Consider the following 17,849-nt stretch of genomic DNA (forward strand, 5'->3'; position numbering starts at 1 on the left):
GCGATGTTCCTACTTCAGCAACCGGCCGTACGCGATGCACAGGTGCTCACCCGGCTTCCGGAGCCGTTCCGTCGGCACGACCCAGACAACGCGTGGGCGCATGCCAATCGCGGCGGGGCGACGATCGACTCATTCCTGGAGGGGCCGGTCTGGGCCGATGGCCATCTCTGGGTGACGGACATCCCCTACGGCCGCATTTTCCGTGTTTCGATGCAGGGCGACTGGGAGCTGGTTGCCGAGTACGACGGTGAACCGAATGGCATGAAGCGCCTGGCCCGCGGTGATTTCCTGATCACCGACTATCGCAACGGCCTGGTGCGTCTGGATGCAAAGTCGGGAACCGTCACCCCGTTTCTCGAGCGCAGGAATTCGGAACGCTTCCGGGGCGTCAACGACCTGACCTTCGATTCGCAGGGCAATCTCTACTTCACCGACCAGGGCCAGACCGGCTTGCACGATCCGACGGGCCGCGTCTATCGGCTGACGCCCGACGGCAAGCTGGACGTCCTGCTGGACAACGCACCGAGCCCGAACGGTGTCGTCCTCGCGCCCGACGAGAAGGTGCTGTTCGTCGCGATGACCCGCGGCAACAGCGTATGGCGCGTGCCGTTGCAGGCCGACGGTTCGGTCAGCAAGGTCGGGCAGTTCTTTACCTCTTACGGCCCGAGCGGCCCCGACGGTCTGGCAATGAGATCGGATGGCCATCTGCTGGTGGCGAATCCCGGACTTGGTTATGTCTGGGTGCTCAATCATCGCGCCGAGCCTGTGGAGGTGATTCGTAGCCCGGATGGCACATCGCTGACCAATCTGTGCTTTGGCGGCACCGAGGGCACCACGCTATTCATGACCGAGTCGACCACCGGGACGATCCTGTGCGCCGACATGTCGGTGGGCGGTGCGCCGGTGCACGGAGGACGGCTGGCGTGAACGGAGTATCGGGCATTCTCGCCATGCCGGACACATGCCTGCGCCAGAGCGCCGCGGCCGAGCAGCAAGAACGCGGCCTCACCCACGCCGCGTGCCGCGGTACTATCGCGCCTCGGTCGATTCGCGCTCGAACTCGCGGATCACCGGGTTGCCAAGGATGGCATCCCTTCCCGCTTCGATCAGGCGATCGACGTCCTTCTCGGGCAGTCGAAGTCTGGTCGGCAGATCGTTCAGGCTTGCAGCTCGCTCCTTGTCGAGGGCCTCAAACGAGATCCGCGTGACGAAGAATTCGACTTCATTGCACCGCCAGCCTGGGCGGCGTGCAGCGATCTCCTGCTGCCGGAAATGCGGCAGCCCACACCGGTACGCCACGAGATCGTCGCGCCACCGCTGCATCATGGGAACGAAGGCGTCATAGGTCATGCGAACGCTGGTCGCCATTCCCGCGTCGATGGCCGCACTTGCGACTTCGATTCCGGACGGGCCACCCGGGCTTTGGTTCCAATCGCCGCGCGGGCCCTGACCGGCGTCAACAACGATGAAGAGTAGCCGCCGCACATTGATCGCGTCGTTCTCGCTCATGGGACCGTAAGCCGTGCCCAGCAGCAGGCGCGATTGCAAAATGGTGGCCAGGCCGTAGTTGTCGGTCACCCCGCCGTCTACCAGCTTGATGTACTTTCCCTTCGAAGTGTCCCGGTGACCGCGAACGGCGGTTGCCAAAGCGCCAAGCAGCAGCGATTGCCCGGGCCTCTGGGCGTGGTCAAGGTTCGGCAGCGGTGTACTGCAAGCCTCGGGATATTTTTGAAGGACGATCGGTGCGAAGAAGAGCGGGACCGCCATGGATGCGGCGACGGCCTCGGAAACGGGAAAGCTCGCGAGATCACTGCATAGCGCATCGAATGCCAGCTGGCTGAACGGGAACGCGACCCGGTAGTAGACGTTCGTGGCATTGATCCAGACGAGCGGCTTGCCGCGGCGGAACATGTCGGCGAACGTCGCGCCCTTGAACACGTCTTCATCGAGCCATGTCTGGAGATCTTCCCGATTGTTGAGGCCTCCCGCGAAGAGGCGCGCGAGGTTGACCGGATTCAGGAGACTGAAGCGAAGCCCCGCCTCTCCGTCCTTCAAGAGCACGGATCGAAAGGTCGCCAGGCTGGCCTTGCCGTGCAGACCGTAGTACGCCGCGGTGATGGAGCCTCCGGACACGCTGCTGATAAATGAGACGTCGTCGAGCAGGGACGCGTCCCCGGGACCTCTCATGGCGTCGAGCCCCTGCAGCGCGCCGAAGGCGAAAGCTGCGGCTCGCGTGCCACCGCCAGAGAACGACATGGCGACGGTTGTCGGGCCGGCGACGTCGGTGGGTTCGCGCATGGCCGCGGATGCGCTGCCAGCCGCGGCCTGAGGCAGATTGCGCGGAGCATTGTGAGAAAGCGACCCACAGGCACTGAGTCCCGCAAGCAGAAGCAGCATCAGAGCGTGGCAGGCCCTGCCGCGGGCGTGCCGCTCTCTCCCTGCCCCCCCAACTCGCCAAGGCAGGCTGCTCTTGCGGCGAAGAGTCTGGTCATGTCGAAACTTCCACATTGGACTAGGTCAGAAAGGTGCTCGGCGTGGTGGCGGCCCGCGGGAAGGGAAGGTCGAGTTTCGTTGGCGCCAGGATCCGGTGTGTCCGGCTCCCTCGGGATCTTACGGCATCGCCATGGGGCCGCGCGACCCGCAGATGGCGCCTGAGTAGCGTCGGGAGAAAGTCGGAGGGCGGACGAAGATCAAGGTACTGAATGCTAACTCGACCGGGCTTGATTGGTTCGCCTGGTGCCGCGCCGCCAGCGGTCATTTTCAATCTCCTCCAAGTTGTCGGAGCCGCCACGCGCGCCGGCTTCAGGCATCAAACGCCCACCGGAGCCAGGGTCTTACATGTCCTGAATTAATCAAATTTTTTGAATAATGTTTACAACTCTGGCTGGCTATCTCCGCACTTTCATACGACATAGTTCGTCACATAGACGGCACGTCAATGCAACACAGCGAACAAAGCGCCGCCCAACGAGAACTCAAAATCATTGAATAAATTTCATCGGAGAGAGCAGTATGCCGAACGCCAAGCTGGAAGTCCCCCATCCCTCGGAGCACACAAGATGATTCCAGGTCGAAGCGTGGCCAACGGCGCCCTCCTGCTGGGATGCTGGCTGGCCATCAGCACGTCCAGCGTAGCGGCGGCAGCGATCGTCGCCAACGCGCTGATCGCATGATCGCCTCCTCCGCGGGGGAAACCTTCCGCCGCGGCCATGCCCCCGCTACAGGATGGATCTCAGCCATGAGCGCAAACGTCAACGCATCAGACTACAGCGCTGCACATCCGGTCGGCTATCATGCGAATCCTCTCTGAAGTAGCTCCCTATGATTTCCGTCCGTAATGTCACGCTGCGTCGCGGCGTCAATGTCGTACTCGACCGCGCGTCCGTCACCTTCAACCCCGGCGAAAAGATTGGTCTTGTCGGCCGCAATGGCGCCGGCAAGTCATCCTTCTTCGGCCTTCTCAACGGGACGCTACACGAAGACAGCGGTGAGTTCTCGATACCCGCTGCATGGAAGATGGGCCAGGTCGCGCAGGAGATGCCGGAGACCGGGCAGAGCGCGACCGACTTCGTAGTCGAGGGTGATACCGTGCTGTTGGCCGCGCAGGCCGAAGTAGCCGCCGCCGAGGTCAGCGACGACGGCATGCGCATGGCGCACGCCTACATGGCCCTGCACGACGCCGGTGCACACGATGCCCCCGCACGTGCCCAGGCGCTGATCCTCGGCCTTGGCTTCAGTGCTGCGCAGCTTGGTCAGCCGGTCAACAGTTTCTCCGGCGGCTGGCGCATGCGACTGCAACTGGCGCGCGCGCTCATGTGCCCGTCCGACCTGCTGCTGCTCGACGAGCCGACCAATCACCTCGACCTCGACGCGCTGGTCTGGCTGGAAGCCTGGCTCAAGCGCTATCAGGGAACCCTGGTAGTGATCAGCCACGACCGCGAATTCCTCGACGCGGTGACGCAGGTGACGGTGCACGTCGACAACGCCAAGCTCGTGCGTTATGGCGGCAACTACAGCAAATTCGAAGACATGCGCGCTGAGCAACTCGTATTGCAGCAGGCCGCGCTGGCCAGGCAGGCGGACAAGATCGCCCACCTGCAGAAGTTCATCGACCGTTTCAAGGCCAAGGCCTCGAAGGCGAAGCAGGCGCAGAGCCGGGTCAAGGCGCTCGAACGCATGGAGAAGATCGCACCGGTACTTGCCGACGCAGAGTTCAACTTCGAGTTCAAGGAGCCGCTCAACGTCCCGAACCCGCTGTTGTCGATGCTGGACGCGAGCTTCGGCTACCCGGCGCCGACCGGCGCACTGCCGGGCACGCCGCCCACGATCATCGTGCGGGGCATCAACCGTTCCGTGCTGGCCGGGCAGCGCATCGGCATTCTCGGTGCCAACGGCCAAGGAAAGTCCACGCTGGTGAAGACGGTGGCGCACGCGCTGGCACCGATTGCCGGCGAAATCAGCGAAGGCAAAGGCCTGAATATCGGCTACTTCGCACAGCAGGAACTCGACGTGCTGCGCCCGCTCGACACGCCGATGGAACACATGATCCGCCTTGCCAAGGACACGCCGGCGCACATGCGCGCTCCCGGCCAGAGTGGCACCGAACAATCCCTTCGCACCTTCCTCGGCACCTTCAACTTCAGTGGCGACATGGTCCATCAGGCGGTTAGCACGATGAGCGGCGGCGAGAAGGCGCGGCTCGTGTTGTGCATGATCGTGTGGCAGCGTCCCAACCTGCTGCTGCTCGACGAGCCTACCAACCACCTCGACCTGGCCACCCGCGAAGCGCTAGGCATGGCGCTCAACGAATTCGAAGGCACAGTGATGCTGGTCAGTCACGACCGGGCCCTGCTGCGCGCCGTATGCGATGAGTTCTGGCTGGTCACCAAGGGCGGCGTCGAGCCCTTCGACGGCGATCTGGACGATTACCAGCAGTTCCTGCGCGACGAAGCCCGTCGCCTGCGCGAGCAGCCTGCCGCAGTGTAGAAGGTCATCGCCTGAAATGGTGGGACCCAGGCGTGAGCTTTACAGGATTCAGCGCGAAAGTCGCCATTGAGCGCCTCGTGACCTGATACGGCGAGTTCCGAAATCCCGTCGCAGTGGTTCTCCTTTTCAGAACCCTGCGCATGCCTATTAATGGGAAGCTGCTCGCCGGTCGAAGCAGTGACCGGAAACGTCGGTCAGTTGCCGGGACCATCGCCAGCCCGGGGAAAAAGCGGCCACGCCGTCGCCGCGCAGGCCCCGGCCAGGAGCCAGACGCCGGCCCAGCCGCCGCGATCGAGCAGTGGCGGGATCGCCACAGGGGCAGCGAAGTACGCGGCGAAGACCAGCGTATTGGCCAGTCCGAGGGCCGTACCCGCCCGCTCCGCGCCCGCCTGCGTCGCCAGTTCGGTGTAGGCAACCCCATGCCAGGCCGAAACCGCGATGCCAGCCAGCACGACCGCGGCCATGGTCAGCGTCGCCGGAACACCCTGCCCGACCGCCGCGCAGAGGGCCAGCGGCACGAACATCAGCGCGGCGATCAGCGTGCATTGGCGCAGCCATGCACGGCGGTTGCCACGCCGATCGGTACGGCGGCCGCTCCAGATCCGCATCGCCATCGCGCCGAGCTGCACAGCGCAAAGGGTGGCGGCGATGCCCGACACACCCACATGGGCCGCATCGTGCAGGAACACCGAGGCGAAGCTCAAGACCGCGAACTGGGGCGCGCACAGGATACCGATGGCCACCGCAATGCGCCAGACCCGCAGGCTGCGCAACGGGCTGGCATTGTCGTGCGCATGGCGCCGTGCCGACGCGGGGGCATCGAGATGCGCGGGTTCGTGCAGCCATCGCCAGGTCAGCCAGGCAGAGGCAAGGCAGAACGCGGCCAGGACTGCGTACACCCAGCGAAAGCCCATGGCAAAGGCCAGCCACGGCAACACGAGCGCCCCTAGCCCGCCGCCGAGGGGCACCGCGGTCTGGCGGATACTCATCGCCAGGCCGCGCTCGCCGTCGGCGAACCATCGCATCACCGCCCGCCCGCTGGCCCCGTTGACGCTGCCGCCCGCCAGTCCCAGCAGCGCCATGCAGGCCATCGCCACCGGCAACGGCGGCACGCGATCCGGCCTTGGGGCCAGGAACAGTGCCATCACCGCCAGTATGAGAGCGGTGGCGCCGAGCCCGTACAGCAGGACGCGACGGTCGCCCCACCGGTCGGCCGCTGCGCCCCACGGCAGTTCGGACAACGCGGCGCCGATGCCCAACGCACCAAGCAGCAGGCCAAGCCCCCCGTTGTCGATCTGATAGGCGCTGCGCAGCCACACCGCGGTGGCGGGCAACCCGTTGGCGGCAGCGATGAAGCTGGCGTTCGCGGCAACGCCGACGCCCAACACTTTCCAGCGATGCGAAGCAGCGGAAGCCGCGAGGGAATTGCCACCAGGGCGGGCAAAACAGACGGACTCGGCCACGACGGCCCTCCGATAAGGCTGTTGACAGGGCGTCAGTATTGCAACCAATATTCGTCTTGAAAATCAGAAAGTTTGGGACCAATTGTTTCGTTTTTCCGCACGATTGCCATGACGTCGAATCTTGATATTGCCGCGCTGCGCAGCTTGATCGCCGGCATCGACCTGGGCAGCTTCGCGCGCGCTGCGGAGCAGGTCGGGCGCTCCACTTCGGCCGTCAGTGCGCAGATTCACAAGCTCGAGGACATGGCAGGCACGCCGCTGTTTCGCAAGGCCGGCCGGACCCTGGAACTTACCGAGACGGGGAGTCTGCTGCTTGGCTACGCGCGCAGAATCGTTGCCCTGAACGACGAAGCTGCCGCGGCCGTGAAAGGGGTGGACCTGTCCGGCGGCGTGCGATTGGGACTGCAGGAAGAGTTCGGCGAGGCAATGCTGCCGGAGGTGTTGGGGCGGTTTGCGCGAGCGCATCCGAAGGTCCGGGTCGAAGCCATGGTGGCGCGCAATCACGATTTGTTCGCCCGCATCCAGGCGCGGACGCTGGATCTCGCGCTGGTCTGGGGCGGCGCGGATGGCGCTCGGACGGCAAGAGAGCCCGGCGCCGATATCGCCGTGGTCGGCGAACCGCCGATGTGCTGGGTCGGACCGGCTGCGCTGCCGTGGCACATCGAGCCCGGCCAGCCGATACCGCTGGCGGCGTTCGACCGGCCCTGCCATTTCCACGATGCCGCCACGGCGGCATTGGACCGCGCCGGAATCCCCTGGCGCGTCTCGTTCACCAGCCCCAACCTTGGTGGCCTGTGGGCCGCCGCGGCAGCCGGACTTGGGTTGGTGGTCCGCACGCCCTACGGCTTGCCGGCATCGCTGCGGCAACTTGGGGCTGCCGAAGGATTGCCGCCGCTCGGCAAGATGCCCCTGATGCTCCTGCGCGCGCCGGGACCCGCGTCCGAGGTATCGCAGCGCCTGGCTGACATCATGCTTGAGGCGTTGCGTCCGGTGTGATGGCGGCGGTGGGATGGCTGGTCACGTCCTACCGGATCGGCGGTGAACCATCGAATTCCGGCCGTTCACGTAACAGGATGCGGAAGACCGGTATGGGGTCGCAAGCAAGCGGGCCCCGCCAGCGGCGCGGCGCTTGATGTTTGGCGTTGCAGCAAGGCCTGTCCGACATATAGTGAAATTCTGGCCCGTGTTTATGACTGCACGTTCCCCCCCGCGGTGACACCTGTTGCCATGGAGAGGCACATCGACCCCGGCAGCATGCCCATCGCCGTGAGCGACACAGCGCGGATGTCATTGCCAGCCGAATCGTGTGCGCGTTCCTACGGGAGTCTTCATGCTGTACCAGCTCGTCGAGTATCAGCGCGCGCTGCTCGCGCCATTCACCGCATGGGCGGCGAGCGCAGCAAATGCGTTCATCGATCCGGCCAGCCCCTTCGCATATGTCCCGGGCGCATCGGGCTTTGCTGCCGGCTATGAGATGCTCTACCGGCTCGGCAGGACCTGCGAGAAGCCGTCGTTTGGCATCACCGCCATCCGGCGCGACGGCCGCGTCATCGCGGTGGCTGAGCAGGTCATCGTGGAAGGGCCGTTTTGCCGGCTGCTGCGCTTCGCACCCGACATGGGCGCGCTTGACCCTTGCACCGCACCGATGCCAGCGGTGCTGGTCTGTGCGCCGCTGGCGGGCCATCATGCCGTCATGCTGCGTGAAGTCGTGCAGGCCTTGCTGCCCGAGCATGTCGTGTATGTGACGGATTGGAACGATGCGCGTCGCGTGCCGGTGGCCGAAGGACCGTTCCATCTCGATGACCAGGTGGCCCACCTGCAGGCATTTATCCGTCGGATCAGGGCGGAACCGCTACACGTGCTGGCCATCTGTCAGGCCACCGTGCCAGCGCTGGCTGCGGTTTCGCTGTTGGCGAGCGCGGGTGAGCCGACACCCAGGAGCCTCATCCTGGTGGGCGGCCCGGTCGATGCACGCCGCAGCCCGACTGCACTCGGACGTCTGGCCGCGCGCCACTCTCTCGCGTGGTTTCAGCGTAACCTGATCTATGCGGTACCGCAGCCCTACCCGGGTGCCGGACGCAAGGTGTGCCCAAGCTTTCTGCAACTTGCCGGCTTGGCGGCGGCACAGCCAGAACGTCTGGGGGAGGCTTATTGGGACTATTGCCTGGATCTCGTTCGCTGCGACCCCGTGCGTGCCAAGGAGCACCGGCGTGCCTGCGATGCCTACCACGCGGTGCTCGACATGGCGGCCGAGTTTTACCTGGACACCATCCAGCTCGTGTTCCAGGAATTTCAGTTGGCGCGCGGCAGCTGGCAGGTGCGGGGCGAGGCAGTGCGGCCACAGGACATCCGTACCACCGCACTGCTGACCATCGAGGGCGAACAGGATGAGATTTCCGGCCGGGGCCAGACGCAGGCCGCGCACGATCTGTGCCGAGGCATCGCCGCATGCGACAAGCGGCACCTCACGGCCCGCCAGTGCGGCCACTATGATCTGTTCTGCGGGCCTCGCTGGTGCACCGACGTCTACCCCCGCATCCGCGATCTGACCGGGCACGATACTTAGCATCGCCTGCCCGCGGGCAGGCGCAAGCGATCACCCAGTCAAGGGTTGTGCAATCCCTATTGGGGAACAAGAACTCGCGGTGGCCAGCTCAGGGCTGGCTCTCGGGCGCCGATGCAGGATGGCCACGCGTTGCCGCGGCGGAAGCGCCTTGGCCGCCGGCACGCCCCTTACTGCGGTCAACCTTGCCGTGCGCTTCGCTCTTGTCTTTCTTGGCACTCTCGCCGGAAGCTCCGCTGGCGGCCTGCACAGTTGGCTCCGCGCGCCTGCCAGTGTCAGTCCCCGGTGTTGGAGGCGAACCGTAGCGACCGCCCTGCGCCCACGCCGCAACGGCGGTTAGCGAAAGGGCGGCGAGGAAAGCTAGCTTTTTCATTGCTGTCTCCTTTCCTGTGGGATCGCCTTTCACGGTAGACGCTCGCGCTGTAAACACAAGCCTGCGAACCCAATAGCGCTCAAGTCGCTGCAAACTCTGCTCCGCGCCGGCGTGCGATGAGGGTGCACGCGAGTTCAAGAATGACGCTAACCCTCCGGCGCCGACGACACATCGTGCGTGATCTGCCCCGCGCCCAGCTTGTTCACGCGTCATCGCGCAGTCGGTAGTGGTACCGGTGATCGCTGATGCCGACACAGACTATGGCAACGAACTGAACGTCACGCGCCGGCGCGTACTTCGATCGTGAAGAAGTGATCGAGTGCCTGTACGGGACCGGCCGGCCCATCGACCGAGCCGCCGGGCGCGAAGCCGACCAGCCGCTGCAGGTCCCTACTTGCCGCCGACACCGACCTTGCCGCGCCCGACCTTTCGATGCGGCACACTGGGGCGTAGCCTCTTCCTGGAGCCAGCCGTCAGCGTGACGTGCTCCGCAGGGTAGCGGGGGGTCCTGTGCGGCGCGGCCTGATGGGCGGAATGGCCCGGATCGATGCGCTTGATAGCTGACATGACTGACACCTCCTCAGAGGATTCTAGTCCGAAACAGCACGGCGCTTATGCCGCCCGTCGCTAGCAGCCCCATGGGCGCTGATCCTGGGGCGCTCACCAGTGAGGGGCCCATGACCGCAACATGCAGACAGGCGCGGCAAATGTCTCCATCAATGCAATCGAGGACGCGATCAACGCGTGGCGGCGCCGCGCACAGCCGCCGGCCGACGTGTGGCCAACGGCACTACCCCGCCCGCAGCGCCCACAGGGCCTCCAGTACGTATTCCGTGGCGCGTTCTACCCGCTCCCCGCTGTGCGCCAACCCCAGTCGCCGCCACAACGCCGGCCGCAGCGGCCGCATCACTATGCGCGCATCCGGCGCCGGCGTGGTGACCTCGTGTGGCAGCAGGGCCGCACCATAGCCGGCCGCCACCAGGCTCTTGATGGCGTCGTTGTAGTTGAGCTGAATCCGCGGTGCCGGCCTGTGGCCACCGCTGGCGAACCACTCGGCGGTCAGGCGCGACAGGCGCGTGGTGCCGTCATTGAGGATCAGCGGGCGCGTTGCCAGCCAGGCCGGCGTGATGCGCGCCGGGCAGGGCCAGCTCGCTGGCAGGAAAGCCCGTACCGGATCGCGCCGCCAAGGGCGGATGGTCAGCCCCGCCACGCGCGCCTGTGGCAGTGCCACCAGACCGATCTCCAGCGTGCCGGCGGCCAGCCGCGCCAGCGTCTCCTCCGAGGTAAGCACGGCCACCTGCACGTCGATGTCGGGATGCCGCTCCGCCAGCACGGCCAGCGCCTGCGGCAGCAGGTGGGCGATGGCCCCGGTCGAGGCGCCGAGGCGCACGCGGCCGGTCAACCCCTGCACCTGACGCTGCACGTCGTCCAGCGCAAGGTCGGCATCGGCCAGCAGGCGACGGGCGCGATCGACCAGGGTCTCGCCAATGGACGACGGACGCACCTCGCCGCGCCTGCGCGTCAGCAGTTGCGCACCGACACGGGCTTCCAGCTCGGCAATGTGAAGGCTGACGGTGGGCGGAGCCAGGTGCAACGCGCGCGCGGCTTCGGCGAAGGAACCCAGATCGGCGATGGCGACGAGGGTACGCAGGCGGTCCAGGCTGATCTCGCGCATGGGGCGGCATTCCGGTTAAGGGCGTATCTGCTGACGAGGAATATCGTTCAGGAAACGTGAATTTCATCGTCATGAAATTCAACTTCTTCGATTCTATCCGGTGGCGCAAGATGGCGCTTCCTGTACCGGCCGCACCAACGCAGAGCTGATGCTGAACCGGCCGGGGCCGCCACTTTCACGCCACTGCCAAGGATCCATCCCATGCGCTACCCTCTTGTTTTCATCGACGGCGACCAGGGCACCACCGGCCTGCAGATCCACGAACGCCTGCGCGGACGCGACGATCTGCGCCTGTTGACACTGCCCGCCGGCCAGCGCAAGGATGCGCGCGCCCGCGCCGACGCCATCAACGGCTGCGACATCGCCATCCTGTGCCTGCCGGACTCCGCCGCACGCGAGGCGGTGGCGTCCATCGTCAACCCTGCGGTGCGTGTGATCGATGCCAGCTCGGCACACCGCACGCAGCCCGGCTGGACCTACGGCTTTCCCGAGATGACTGCCGGCCAGGCGCAGCGCATCGCGGGCGCGCTGCGCGTCAGCAACCCGGGCTGCTATCCCACCGGGGCGATCGGCCTGTTGCGCCCCTTGGCGGAGGCCGGCCTGCTGCCGCACGACTACCCCATCGCCATCCACGCGGTGTCGGGCTATTCGGGTGGCGGCCGCACCGCCGTCGATACCTACGAGGGACCGCAGGCCACCCGGGCCCTGCCCTTCCAGGTCTATGGCCTGGACCTGGCGCACAAGCACACGCCTGAAATCCAGCAGCACGCGGGCCTGGCACGTCGTCCCGCCTTCGTGCCGGCCTACGGCGCCTTCCGGCAAGGTATCGTACTGACGGTGGCGCTGGAGTTGGACCTGCTGGCATCGGGCACGGACGTCGGCAGGCTGCACGCCTGCCTGCTCGACCACTACGCCGGCGCCCGCCATGTCGAGGTGATGCCGCTAGCCGAATCGGCCGCCACCACTCACCTCGACCCGCAGGCACTGAACGGCACCAACGACCTGCGCCTGGGCGTGTTCGCCAACCGCGAGCACGGGCAGGTGCTGTTGGCGGCGGTGTTCGACAACCTCGGCAAGGGTGCTTCGGGGGCGGCAGTGCAGAACCTCGATCTCATGCTGGCCGGGGTGGCGGCGGAGGTTCACCGGGCCGCCTGAGGCCTACCCAGCGTCGAAATATGAAGCGGGCCGGCAGCTTCCCGGCTTCCGGCCCGCCTGATGCGATCGGGTCAATCACGCGTGATTCGGCGCGTCAGTGAATCTGCATGCCACGCATGACGTGGGATGCGTTCCGGATATTTCTGCATGCCCCCGTACTGACGCAGGAGCAATTGTTGCCGTTCGGTCAACATACTGAGGGCCTTCGCGATGCTACAGCCTGGGGTCGGCCATTCTCAGTCGATCATCGCTTCCTTCCCGAGTGACCATGGGTGCTCTGACACCGGTGGTCACTGACACGGCAGCAACTTCGTGCCACGCGCCTAGGGTTTCGCTGTTCCTCGTCGGATAAGCATGTCAAAGAGAAACTGAGCGGCCGGCGCCAACGGGCGTCCTCGTCGCGAGATCAATCCCAACGTTCGAGTTATCACTGGGTCAGTCAGCGGGATCGCAAGCAGACCACTGCTGGACTTCGGCGGCAAAGCCATTCGAGGCACAACACCGATTCCCAGGTCGGCCTGGACCAGGCTTACCAAGGCGGGAACATGATTTACCTCGCAGTACCATCGCGGTCTTACCGGCAGCCGCGCAAGGGCCTGGTCGATCAGGAAGCGGTTGCCGCTGCCCTGCGCGAGCGTAATGTAGTCACAGCCTTCAAGGTCTTTCCATTTGACGCTTCTTCGCGTCGCCAGCGGATGCCCCTTGCGACAGGCGACAACGAACGCCTCTTCAATCAAGGGGCAGAAATCGATGTCAGGCTCCTGCGTCCCGATATAGGTCAGGCCGAAATCCGCATCGCCGCGCGTGACCGCGAGAAGGACATCCCCGGAAGACTCGTCAATGATGCGGATCCGTATCCCCGGATAGCGCTCGTGATACGGCCCCACGACAGAGGGCAGGAAATGCCCGACCGCAGACGGTACGCATGCAAGCGTCACCTCGCCCGACAGCCGATCGGCAACGGTCTGGATGCCGAGCATGGCCTCTTCCAGCTCGTTGATGACGTTTCGCGCCTTGTGCACAAACATGCGGCCCAGGGTAGTCAATTCGACTTTCCGGGTGGTCCGCGTGAACAGCGCGACGCCAAGCGCTTCTTCCAGCTTATCGACGCGACGCGACAGTGCCGACTGCGACAGGAACATCGCATCGGATGCCGCCTTGAAGCTGCCCAGATCGGCTACTGCCAGGAACGCTCGCACGTCCGCCAAATCGAAATTCATGTGTCTTACGCAAGAATACTTGTGATCTTTGCACTTTACACTGGAATCCGGTCAGCATGATCATTCGCCCTATGGATGGAACGAAACACTGTCCTGACCAAGCAGGAGACACAATGCCCAACAAAGTACAAGAGCCGTTACGGCGCATGTCGCGCCGTAACGCCGTAGCCGCCCTCGCGATCCCGCTAGCCACTGCACTGATTCCCGCACAGGCGCAGACCTGGACACCCGCCAGGCCGATCCGGCTGATTGTCCCGTATGGGCCCGGCGGAAGCTCGGACGCCATTGCCCGCGTCATCGCGGCAGAGATGTCGAAGAATCTGGGCCAACAGATCGTGGTGGACAACAAGGGCGGCGGCCAGGGTGTCATCGCCATGCAGGAGACCGCACGCGCAGCGCCTGACGGATACACACTGGTTCTCGGCCACGTTGGCACGCTTGCCGTCAATCCCGCCATGATGCGCAAGCTTCCCTACGATCCTCTGAAGGACTTCACGCCGGTGACTTTGCTGGCGAAAGTGCCGATGGTGTTCGCGGTGGGGCCTACCGTCCATAGCGATTCCATCAAGGCATTCATCGCCCAGGCCAAGGCGAAGCCTGGTGCCATGACCTACGGATCGGCGGGCAACGGAAGCGCTGGCAACGTTGCTTTCGAGATGCTCAAGCAGACTGCGCATATCGATCTTGTGCACGTGCCATATAAGGGCACCGGCGCCCAGATTTCCGACTTGCTCGCCGGAAACATCGACGCCGCATCGGCGGGCCTGGCGGGGATCCTGCAACACGCCAGGGCGGGCAAGCTGCGCATACTCGCCGTTGGATCGTCACAGCGCCTCGCGCCGATTCCCAACGTTCCCACCATTGCCGAGGAAGGCTACCCGGGATTTGAAAGCTCGCAATGGTTTGGGCTGATGGCGCCAGCGCGCACGCCCACGCCGGTGGTCAGCCGCCTGCATGCCGAGGCTGTCAAGGCCCTGGCCACCCCGCTGGTGCGACAACGACTTGCCGAGGACGCAAGCACGCCTGTCGGCGCGGGCAGCGCCGAATTTGCGTCATTCATTCGTTCCGAGCAACAACGCTGGGGCACCGTCATCCGCAGCGCGGGAATCCAGGCAAACTAAGTCTTCCGAGAATATCCAGCATGCAACAAGATCGAATCACTGTATCCGAAGCCGAACTCCGCCAGCTCGGAGTGCGCGCGTTCCAGGGCCTGGGCCTGACCGAAGGGGACGCCATCGATGTCATTGACATCCTGGTACTTGCAGACCTCTTCGGGCTCAGCACCCATGGACTGTCTCGCATTGAATCCTATGGCGAACGGCTCCAGTCCGGCGGTATCTCGGCACGCCCCACCATTACAGTTGAGCGCGCCGCGCCGGCGCTGGTGAAGGTCGATGGTGGCAACGCAGTCGGCCCGCTCGCTGGCATGAAGGCGCTGCGCGCCGCCATGGAAGTCGCCGAAGAATTCGGCATCGGCATGGCCTTCGTCCGGGGCAGCAATCATTTCGGGCCAGTTTCACCGTACAGCTACATTGCGGCGGAAGCAGGATTCGCCAGCATGATTGGCAGCAACGCCACGACGACCATCGCGCCATGGGGTGGAAGCGACGCACGCCTGGGCAACAGCCCGCTGGGTTTCGGCGTACCGGGGCATGACGGCCGCCACTTCCTGCTGGACATGGCCATGAGCGTGGCCGCACGCGCCAAGATTCGCAATGCGCTCAAGGCAGGACAATCCATCCCGGATTCATGGGCCACCGACGCGCAAGGACGACGGACCACCGATCCCAAGGCTGCCCTCGATGGCTTCCTGCTGCCGATTGGCGGGCACAAGGGCTATGGGCTGGCACTGATGGTCGATCTTTTCGCAGGACTGCTGTCGGATGCGGCGTACCTGACTCACGTCAAGTCGTGGGTCGATGCACCCGACCAGCCCCAGAACCTGGGCCATTTCTTTATCCTGGTTGATACCCGGCGACTGGGATCGGCCCAATGGCTGGCTGCCCGCATGCAAGACTTTGCGGCGATCCTCCACGGTAGCGCACCCGCGGAGCCTGGCAAGCCTGTTATTGTTCCCGGAGAGATCGAACTCGACAAGCTGGCGCGTCAGCGCGAAAAGGGCATTCTCATGGATCCAGCGGTGAAGGCGCTACTGGATCGACATGCCAACGCAAAGACGAACTGAAATGGCACACGCCGGAAGCATCATGACAAGTCAATATGCAAGGCTTGCAGCGGAGCTTGCGCCGACGGGAATCCTTCGCGCATCCATCAACGTAGGCAACCCTATCCTGGCAAACCTCGATGCCGGCGGCAATCCATTCGGCGTTTCAGTAGACCTCGCCCGTGAGCTTGCCAGTTGCTTGGGCGTTCCGCTTGAGCTTGTCGTATTTGACTCAGCGGGGAAGTCGGTCGAGGCCGTCACGGCCGAACAGGCGGACTTCGGATTCTTTGCCGTCGACCCGGTCCGGGGGGCCGGCATCGCATTCTCCGAACCCTACGTGCTGATCGAAGGCGCGTATTTGGTGAAGGAGGAATCCACCGTCAAGGCCAACGAAGAGGTCGACCTCGCCGGACGCCGTGTCGTGGTAGGAAAAGGGAGCGCCTACGATCTTTATCTCACTCGTACGCTGCAACATGCACACATCGTGCGCGCCCCGACGTCCCCTGCCGTTGTGCAAACATTCCTGGAGCAAAGCGCGGACGTGGCTGCAGGGGTGCGACAGCAATTGGAAGCAGATGCCAAGCGCACTGCGGGCCTGAGGTTGTTGCCGGGCCGGTTTATGGTCATACAGCAAGCCATGGGCCTCCCCATAGCCCGCAGCGCTGAAGCCGTGGAATTGCTACGGCGGTTCGTCGAGCAGATGAAGGCCTCCTGCTTCGTTTCGGACGCTCTCAGGCGTCACGGAATCGAGGGCGCGTCCGTCGCGCCCGCGAAATCATAGCCTGCACGCAACGCCGGGCTGGCAATGCCGGCGACGCAGGTGCTGATCTATGACAACGCCAAGCGGGGAACACCATTGATGCTCGCCGCACCCAGCGTTGTGCTGGACTTGCCCCTGCGCGTGCTGGTGCGCGATGACTGCCAGGGCAGCACCTGGATGAGCTGCCACACCGCCGCGGAACTGGAAAGCGCCCACCCATTGCCGGCCGGCAGCGCCGCGCCGCCGGCTGTGGCGCAGCGGATGATTCTTGACACGGTGGGCGCGCAAGGCGCCCCACGGTGATTTATCCGGCCAGGCCCTTGTTCGGGTTGATCAGGTACTTCTCACCCGTCGCGCGCTTGTTGTAGACGGCAATCACGTCCAGGTCCAGCACCTCGGCCAGCGAGATCTCTTTCGAGTAGTGGCTGGCAAAGGTGGTCTTCAGCTCCGCCATCACGCGTTGCTTCAGCGCGTTGGCCCGCTCGCGCCCGATCTTCTGCAGGAACGGGAACAGCAGCCAGCCGCCCATGCCCCACGCCATGCCGAAGTTGCGGTTGAACTCGGTCGGGCTTGTGTCCAGGCCGCCGTAGAGATAGACCTGCTTGTGGGTGGTCGAGCCATAGCGGCTGTATTCGCGGGCCGTCTTGTTCAAGGCCGCTTCCATGCAGGTGAGGATCTGGCCGCCGAGCTTGCCGCCGCCCGTGGCGTCGAAGGCGATCGTTGCGCCAGTGGCGACGAGTGCCTCGGTGAGGTCCTGCATGAACGTCGGCGACGCGGCGTTGCAGACGTGGACCGCACCTTGTGCCTTGAGCAGGTCCGCCTGCTCTTGCTTGCGCACGATGTTCACCAGCTTGATGCCATCCTTGAGACAGATCTGATTGAGCATCTGGCCCAGGTTGGAGGCCGCGGCGGTGTGCACCAGGGCGCTATGTCCTTCAAGCCGCATGGTCTCGACCATGCCCAGTGCGGTGAGCGGGTTGACGAATGACGACGCGCCGTCAGCAGGCGTGGCGCCTTCGGGCAGGACCAGGCACTGGTCCGCGGGAATGCAGCGGTACTGCGAGTACATCGCGCCGCCGATGGCAGCCACGGTCTTGCCCATCAAGGCTTGCGCCGCGGGGGACGAGCCTGCATCGACGACCACGCCCGCGCCCTCATTGCCAACCGGCATGGACGCATCCAGGCGGCCCGCCATGCTGCGCATCGCGCCTTCCGGAACGCGCGCGGTGACGATGGGGCGCTCGGCCGTGCCGCTGGCCTTGGCCGTGCTCATGTCGGCCGCACCGAACAGCAGTCCGAGATCGGACGGGTTGAGGGGAGAGGCTTCAATGCGGATGAGCACTTCATCCGGGCCAGGGTTCGGCGTGTCGATGCTGGCTAGCGACAGCTCGAGTTCACCACTGCTCTTGATTTGCGAACGAAGTTGAAGTGCGGTGCGCATTCGATGTCTCCTTGGTCTGTCGGTTTGCGGTGAGCGCGGCAGCAGCGGG

The 17,849-nt window shown here is 64.8% G+C and carries 15 protein-coding genes; 9 read left to right on the top strand and 6 right to left on the bottom strand.

Annotated features, from left to right (window positions below; all coding sequences use genetic code 11):
• Positions 1 to 3: 3 nt before the first annotated feature.
• The gene (locus AC3WVS_RS07225; protein WP_492318009.1) at positions 4 to 927 is read left to right on the top strand and encodes an SMP-30/gluconolactonase/LRE family protein; all 924 of its coding nucleotides are present in this window, start codon (positions 4 to 6) and stop codon (positions 925 to 927) included.
• Positions 928 to 1,029: 102 nt separating this feature from the next.
• Here AC3WVS_RS07225 and AC3WVS_RS07230 read toward each other — a convergent pair whose 3' ends face one another.
• Positions 1,030 to 2,298 (bottom strand): patatin-like phospholipase family protein, encoded by a 1,269-nt coding sequence (locus tag AC3WVS_RS07230; protein ID WP_492318010.1) that lies wholly within the window; start codon positions 2,296 to 2,298, stop codon positions 1,030 to 1,032.
• A 1,023-nt stretch (positions 2,299 to 3,321) separates the two neighbouring features.
• Between AC3WVS_RS07230 and AC3WVS_RS07235 the strand changes: the two genes are divergently transcribed.
• Positions 3,322 to 4,986, top strand: a complete 1,665-nt coding sequence (locus tag AC3WVS_RS07235; protein ID WP_492318011.1) for an ABC-F family ATP-binding cassette domain-containing protein — start codon at positions 3,322 to 3,324, stop codon at positions 4,984 to 4,986.
• A 194-nt stretch (positions 4,987 to 5,180) separates the two neighbouring features.
• Here the strand turns inward: AC3WVS_RS07235 and AC3WVS_RS07240 are convergent, their stop codons facing one another.
• A complete protein-coding gene (locus tag AC3WVS_RS07240) occupies positions 5,181 to 6,449 on the bottom strand; it encodes an MFS transporter (RefSeq protein ID WP_492318012.1) in 1,269 nt (422 codons plus the stop codon).
• A 108-nt stretch (positions 6,450 to 6,557) separates the two neighbouring features.
• On the opposite strand from AC3WVS_RS07240, the gene AC3WVS_RS07245 reads away from it, so the two are divergent.
• The gene (locus AC3WVS_RS07245) at positions 6,558 to 7,445 is read left to right on the top strand and encodes a LysR substrate-binding domain-containing protein (RefSeq protein WP_492318013.1); all 888 of its coding nucleotides are present in this window, start codon (positions 6,558 to 6,560) and stop codon (positions 7,443 to 7,445) included.
• A gap of 334 nt (positions 7,446 to 7,779) precedes the next feature.
• Positions 7,780 to 9,015: a polyhydroxyalkanoate depolymerase gene (phaZ, locus tag AC3WVS_RS07250; RefSeq protein WP_492318014.1), complete on the top strand. Its 1,236-nt coding sequence runs from the start codon at positions 7,780 to 7,782 to the stop codon at positions 9,013 to 9,015.
• A 648-nt stretch (positions 9,016 to 9,663) separates the two neighbouring features.
• On the opposite strand, the gene AC3WVS_RS07255 is transcribed toward phaZ, so the two are convergent.
• Together AC3WVS_RS07255 and AC3WVS_RS07260 are read right to left on the bottom strand one after the other, a co-directional pair.
• Positions 9,664 to 9,792, bottom strand: coding sequence for a hypothetical protein (locus tag AC3WVS_RS07255; RefSeq protein ID WP_492318015.1), 129 nt, complete (start codon positions 9,790 to 9,792; stop codon positions 9,664 to 9,666).
• A gap of 383 nt (positions 9,793 to 10,175) precedes the next feature.
• Entirely contained in the window at positions 10,176 to 11,060 is an 885-nt protein-coding gene (locus AC3WVS_RS07260; protein WP_492318016.1) for a LysR family transcriptional regulator, read from the bottom strand.
• Positions 11,061 to 11,261: 201 nt separating this feature from the next.
• On the opposite strand from AC3WVS_RS07260, the gene argC reads away from it, so the two are divergent.
• The gene (argC, locus tag AC3WVS_RS07265; protein WP_492318017.1) at positions 11,262 to 12,215 is read left to right on the top strand and encodes an N-acetyl-gamma-glutamyl-phosphate reductase; all 954 of its coding nucleotides are present in this window, start codon (positions 11,262 to 11,264) and stop codon (positions 12,213 to 12,215) included.
• Positions 12,216 to 12,538: 323 nt separating this feature from the next.
• Here argC and AC3WVS_RS07270 read toward each other — a convergent pair whose 3' ends face one another.
• The gene (locus tag AC3WVS_RS07270) at positions 12,539 to 13,435 is read right to left on the bottom strand and encodes a LysR family transcriptional regulator (protein ID WP_492318018.1); all 897 of its coding nucleotides are present in this window, start codon (positions 13,433 to 13,435) and stop codon (positions 12,539 to 12,541) included.
• Between the two features lie 113 nt (positions 13,436 to 13,548).
• On the opposite strand from AC3WVS_RS07270, the gene AC3WVS_RS07275 reads away from it, so the two are divergent.
• Genes AC3WVS_RS07275 through AC3WVS_RS07290 form a run of 4 tightly spaced genes read left to right on the top strand, consistent with a single transcriptional unit; the run spans position 13,549 to position 16,662 of the window.
• Positions 13,549 to 14,556, top strand: coding sequence for a Bug family tripartite tricarboxylate transporter substrate binding protein (locus tag AC3WVS_RS07275; protein ID WP_492318019.1), 1,008 nt, complete (start codon positions 13,549 to 13,551; stop codon positions 14,554 to 14,556).
• Positions 14,557 to 14,576: 20 nt separating this feature from the next.
• Complete coding sequence (locus AC3WVS_RS07280) at positions 14,577 to 15,620, top strand: Ldh family oxidoreductase (RefSeq protein ID WP_492318020.1); 1,044 nt, start codon at positions 14,577 to 14,579, stop codon at positions 15,618 to 15,620.
• Positions 15,621 to 15,642: 22 nt separating this feature from the next.
• Complete coding sequence (locus AC3WVS_RS07285; RefSeq protein WP_492318021.1) at positions 15,643 to 16,380, top strand: ABC transporter substrate-binding protein; 738 nt, start codon at positions 15,643 to 15,645, stop codon at positions 16,378 to 16,380.
• Between the two features lie 18 nt (positions 16,381 to 16,398).
• Entirely contained in the window at positions 16,399 to 16,662 is a 264-nt protein-coding gene (locus AC3WVS_RS07290) for a DUF302 domain-containing protein (protein WP_492318213.1), read from the top strand.
• Between the two features lies 1 nt (position 16,663).
• Here the strand turns inward: AC3WVS_RS07290 and AC3WVS_RS07295 are convergent, their stop codons facing one another.
• The gene (locus AC3WVS_RS07295; protein ID WP_492318022.1) at positions 16,664 to 17,800 is read right to left on the bottom strand and encodes a zinc-binding dehydrogenase; all 1,137 of its coding nucleotides are present in this window, start codon (positions 17,798 to 17,800) and stop codon (positions 16,664 to 16,666) included.
• Positions 17,801 to 17,849 lie beyond the last annotated feature (49 nt).

The organism is Cupriavidus sp. CPT47-8839-RL05A, from assembly GCF_058792255.1.

Coding starts and splice junctions, on each gene's coding strand:
- AC3WVS_RS07225 (WP_492318009.1), top strand. CDS start 4: ATGTTCCTACTTCAGCAACCGGCCGTACGCGATGCACAGGTGCTCACC.
- AC3WVS_RS07230 (WP_492318010.1), bottom strand. CDS start 2,298: ATGCGCGAACCCACCGACGTCGCCGGCCCGACAACCGTCGCCATGTCG.
- AC3WVS_RS07235 (WP_492318011.1), top strand. CDS start 3,322: ATGATTTCCGTCCGTAATGTCACGCTGCGTCGCGGCGTCAATGTCGTA.
- AC3WVS_RS07245 (WP_492318013.1), top strand. CDS start 6,558: ATGACGTCGAATCTTGATATTGCCGCGCTGCGCAGCTTGATCGCCGGC.
- phaZ (WP_492318014.1), top strand. CDS start 7,780: ATGCTGTACCAGCTCGTCGAGTATCAGCGCGCGCTGCTCGCGCCATTC.
- AC3WVS_RS07260 (WP_492318016.1), bottom strand. CDS start 11,060: ATGCGCGAGATCAGCCTGGACCGCCTGCGTACCCTCGTCGCCATCGCC.
- argC (WP_492318017.1), top strand. CDS start 11,262: ATGCGCTACCCTCTTGTTTTCATCGACGGCGACCAGGGCACCACCGGC.
- AC3WVS_RS07270 (WP_492318018.1), bottom strand. CDS start 13,435: ATGAATTTCGATTTGGCGGACGTGCGAGCGTTCCTGGCAGTAGCCGAT.
- AC3WVS_RS07275 (WP_492318019.1), top strand. CDS start 13,549: ATGCCCAACAAAGTACAAGAGCCGTTACGGCGCATGTCGCGCCGTAAC.
- AC3WVS_RS07280 (WP_492318020.1), top strand. CDS start 14,577: ATGCAACAAGATCGAATCACTGTATCCGAAGCCGAACTCCGCCAGCTC.
- AC3WVS_RS07285 (WP_492318021.1), top strand. CDS start 15,643: ATGACAAGTCAATATGCAAGGCTTGCAGCGGAGCTTGCGCCGACGGGA.
- AC3WVS_RS07295 (WP_492318022.1), bottom strand. CDS start 17,800: ATGCGCACCGCACTTCAACTTCGTTCGCAAATCAAGAGCAGTGGTGAA.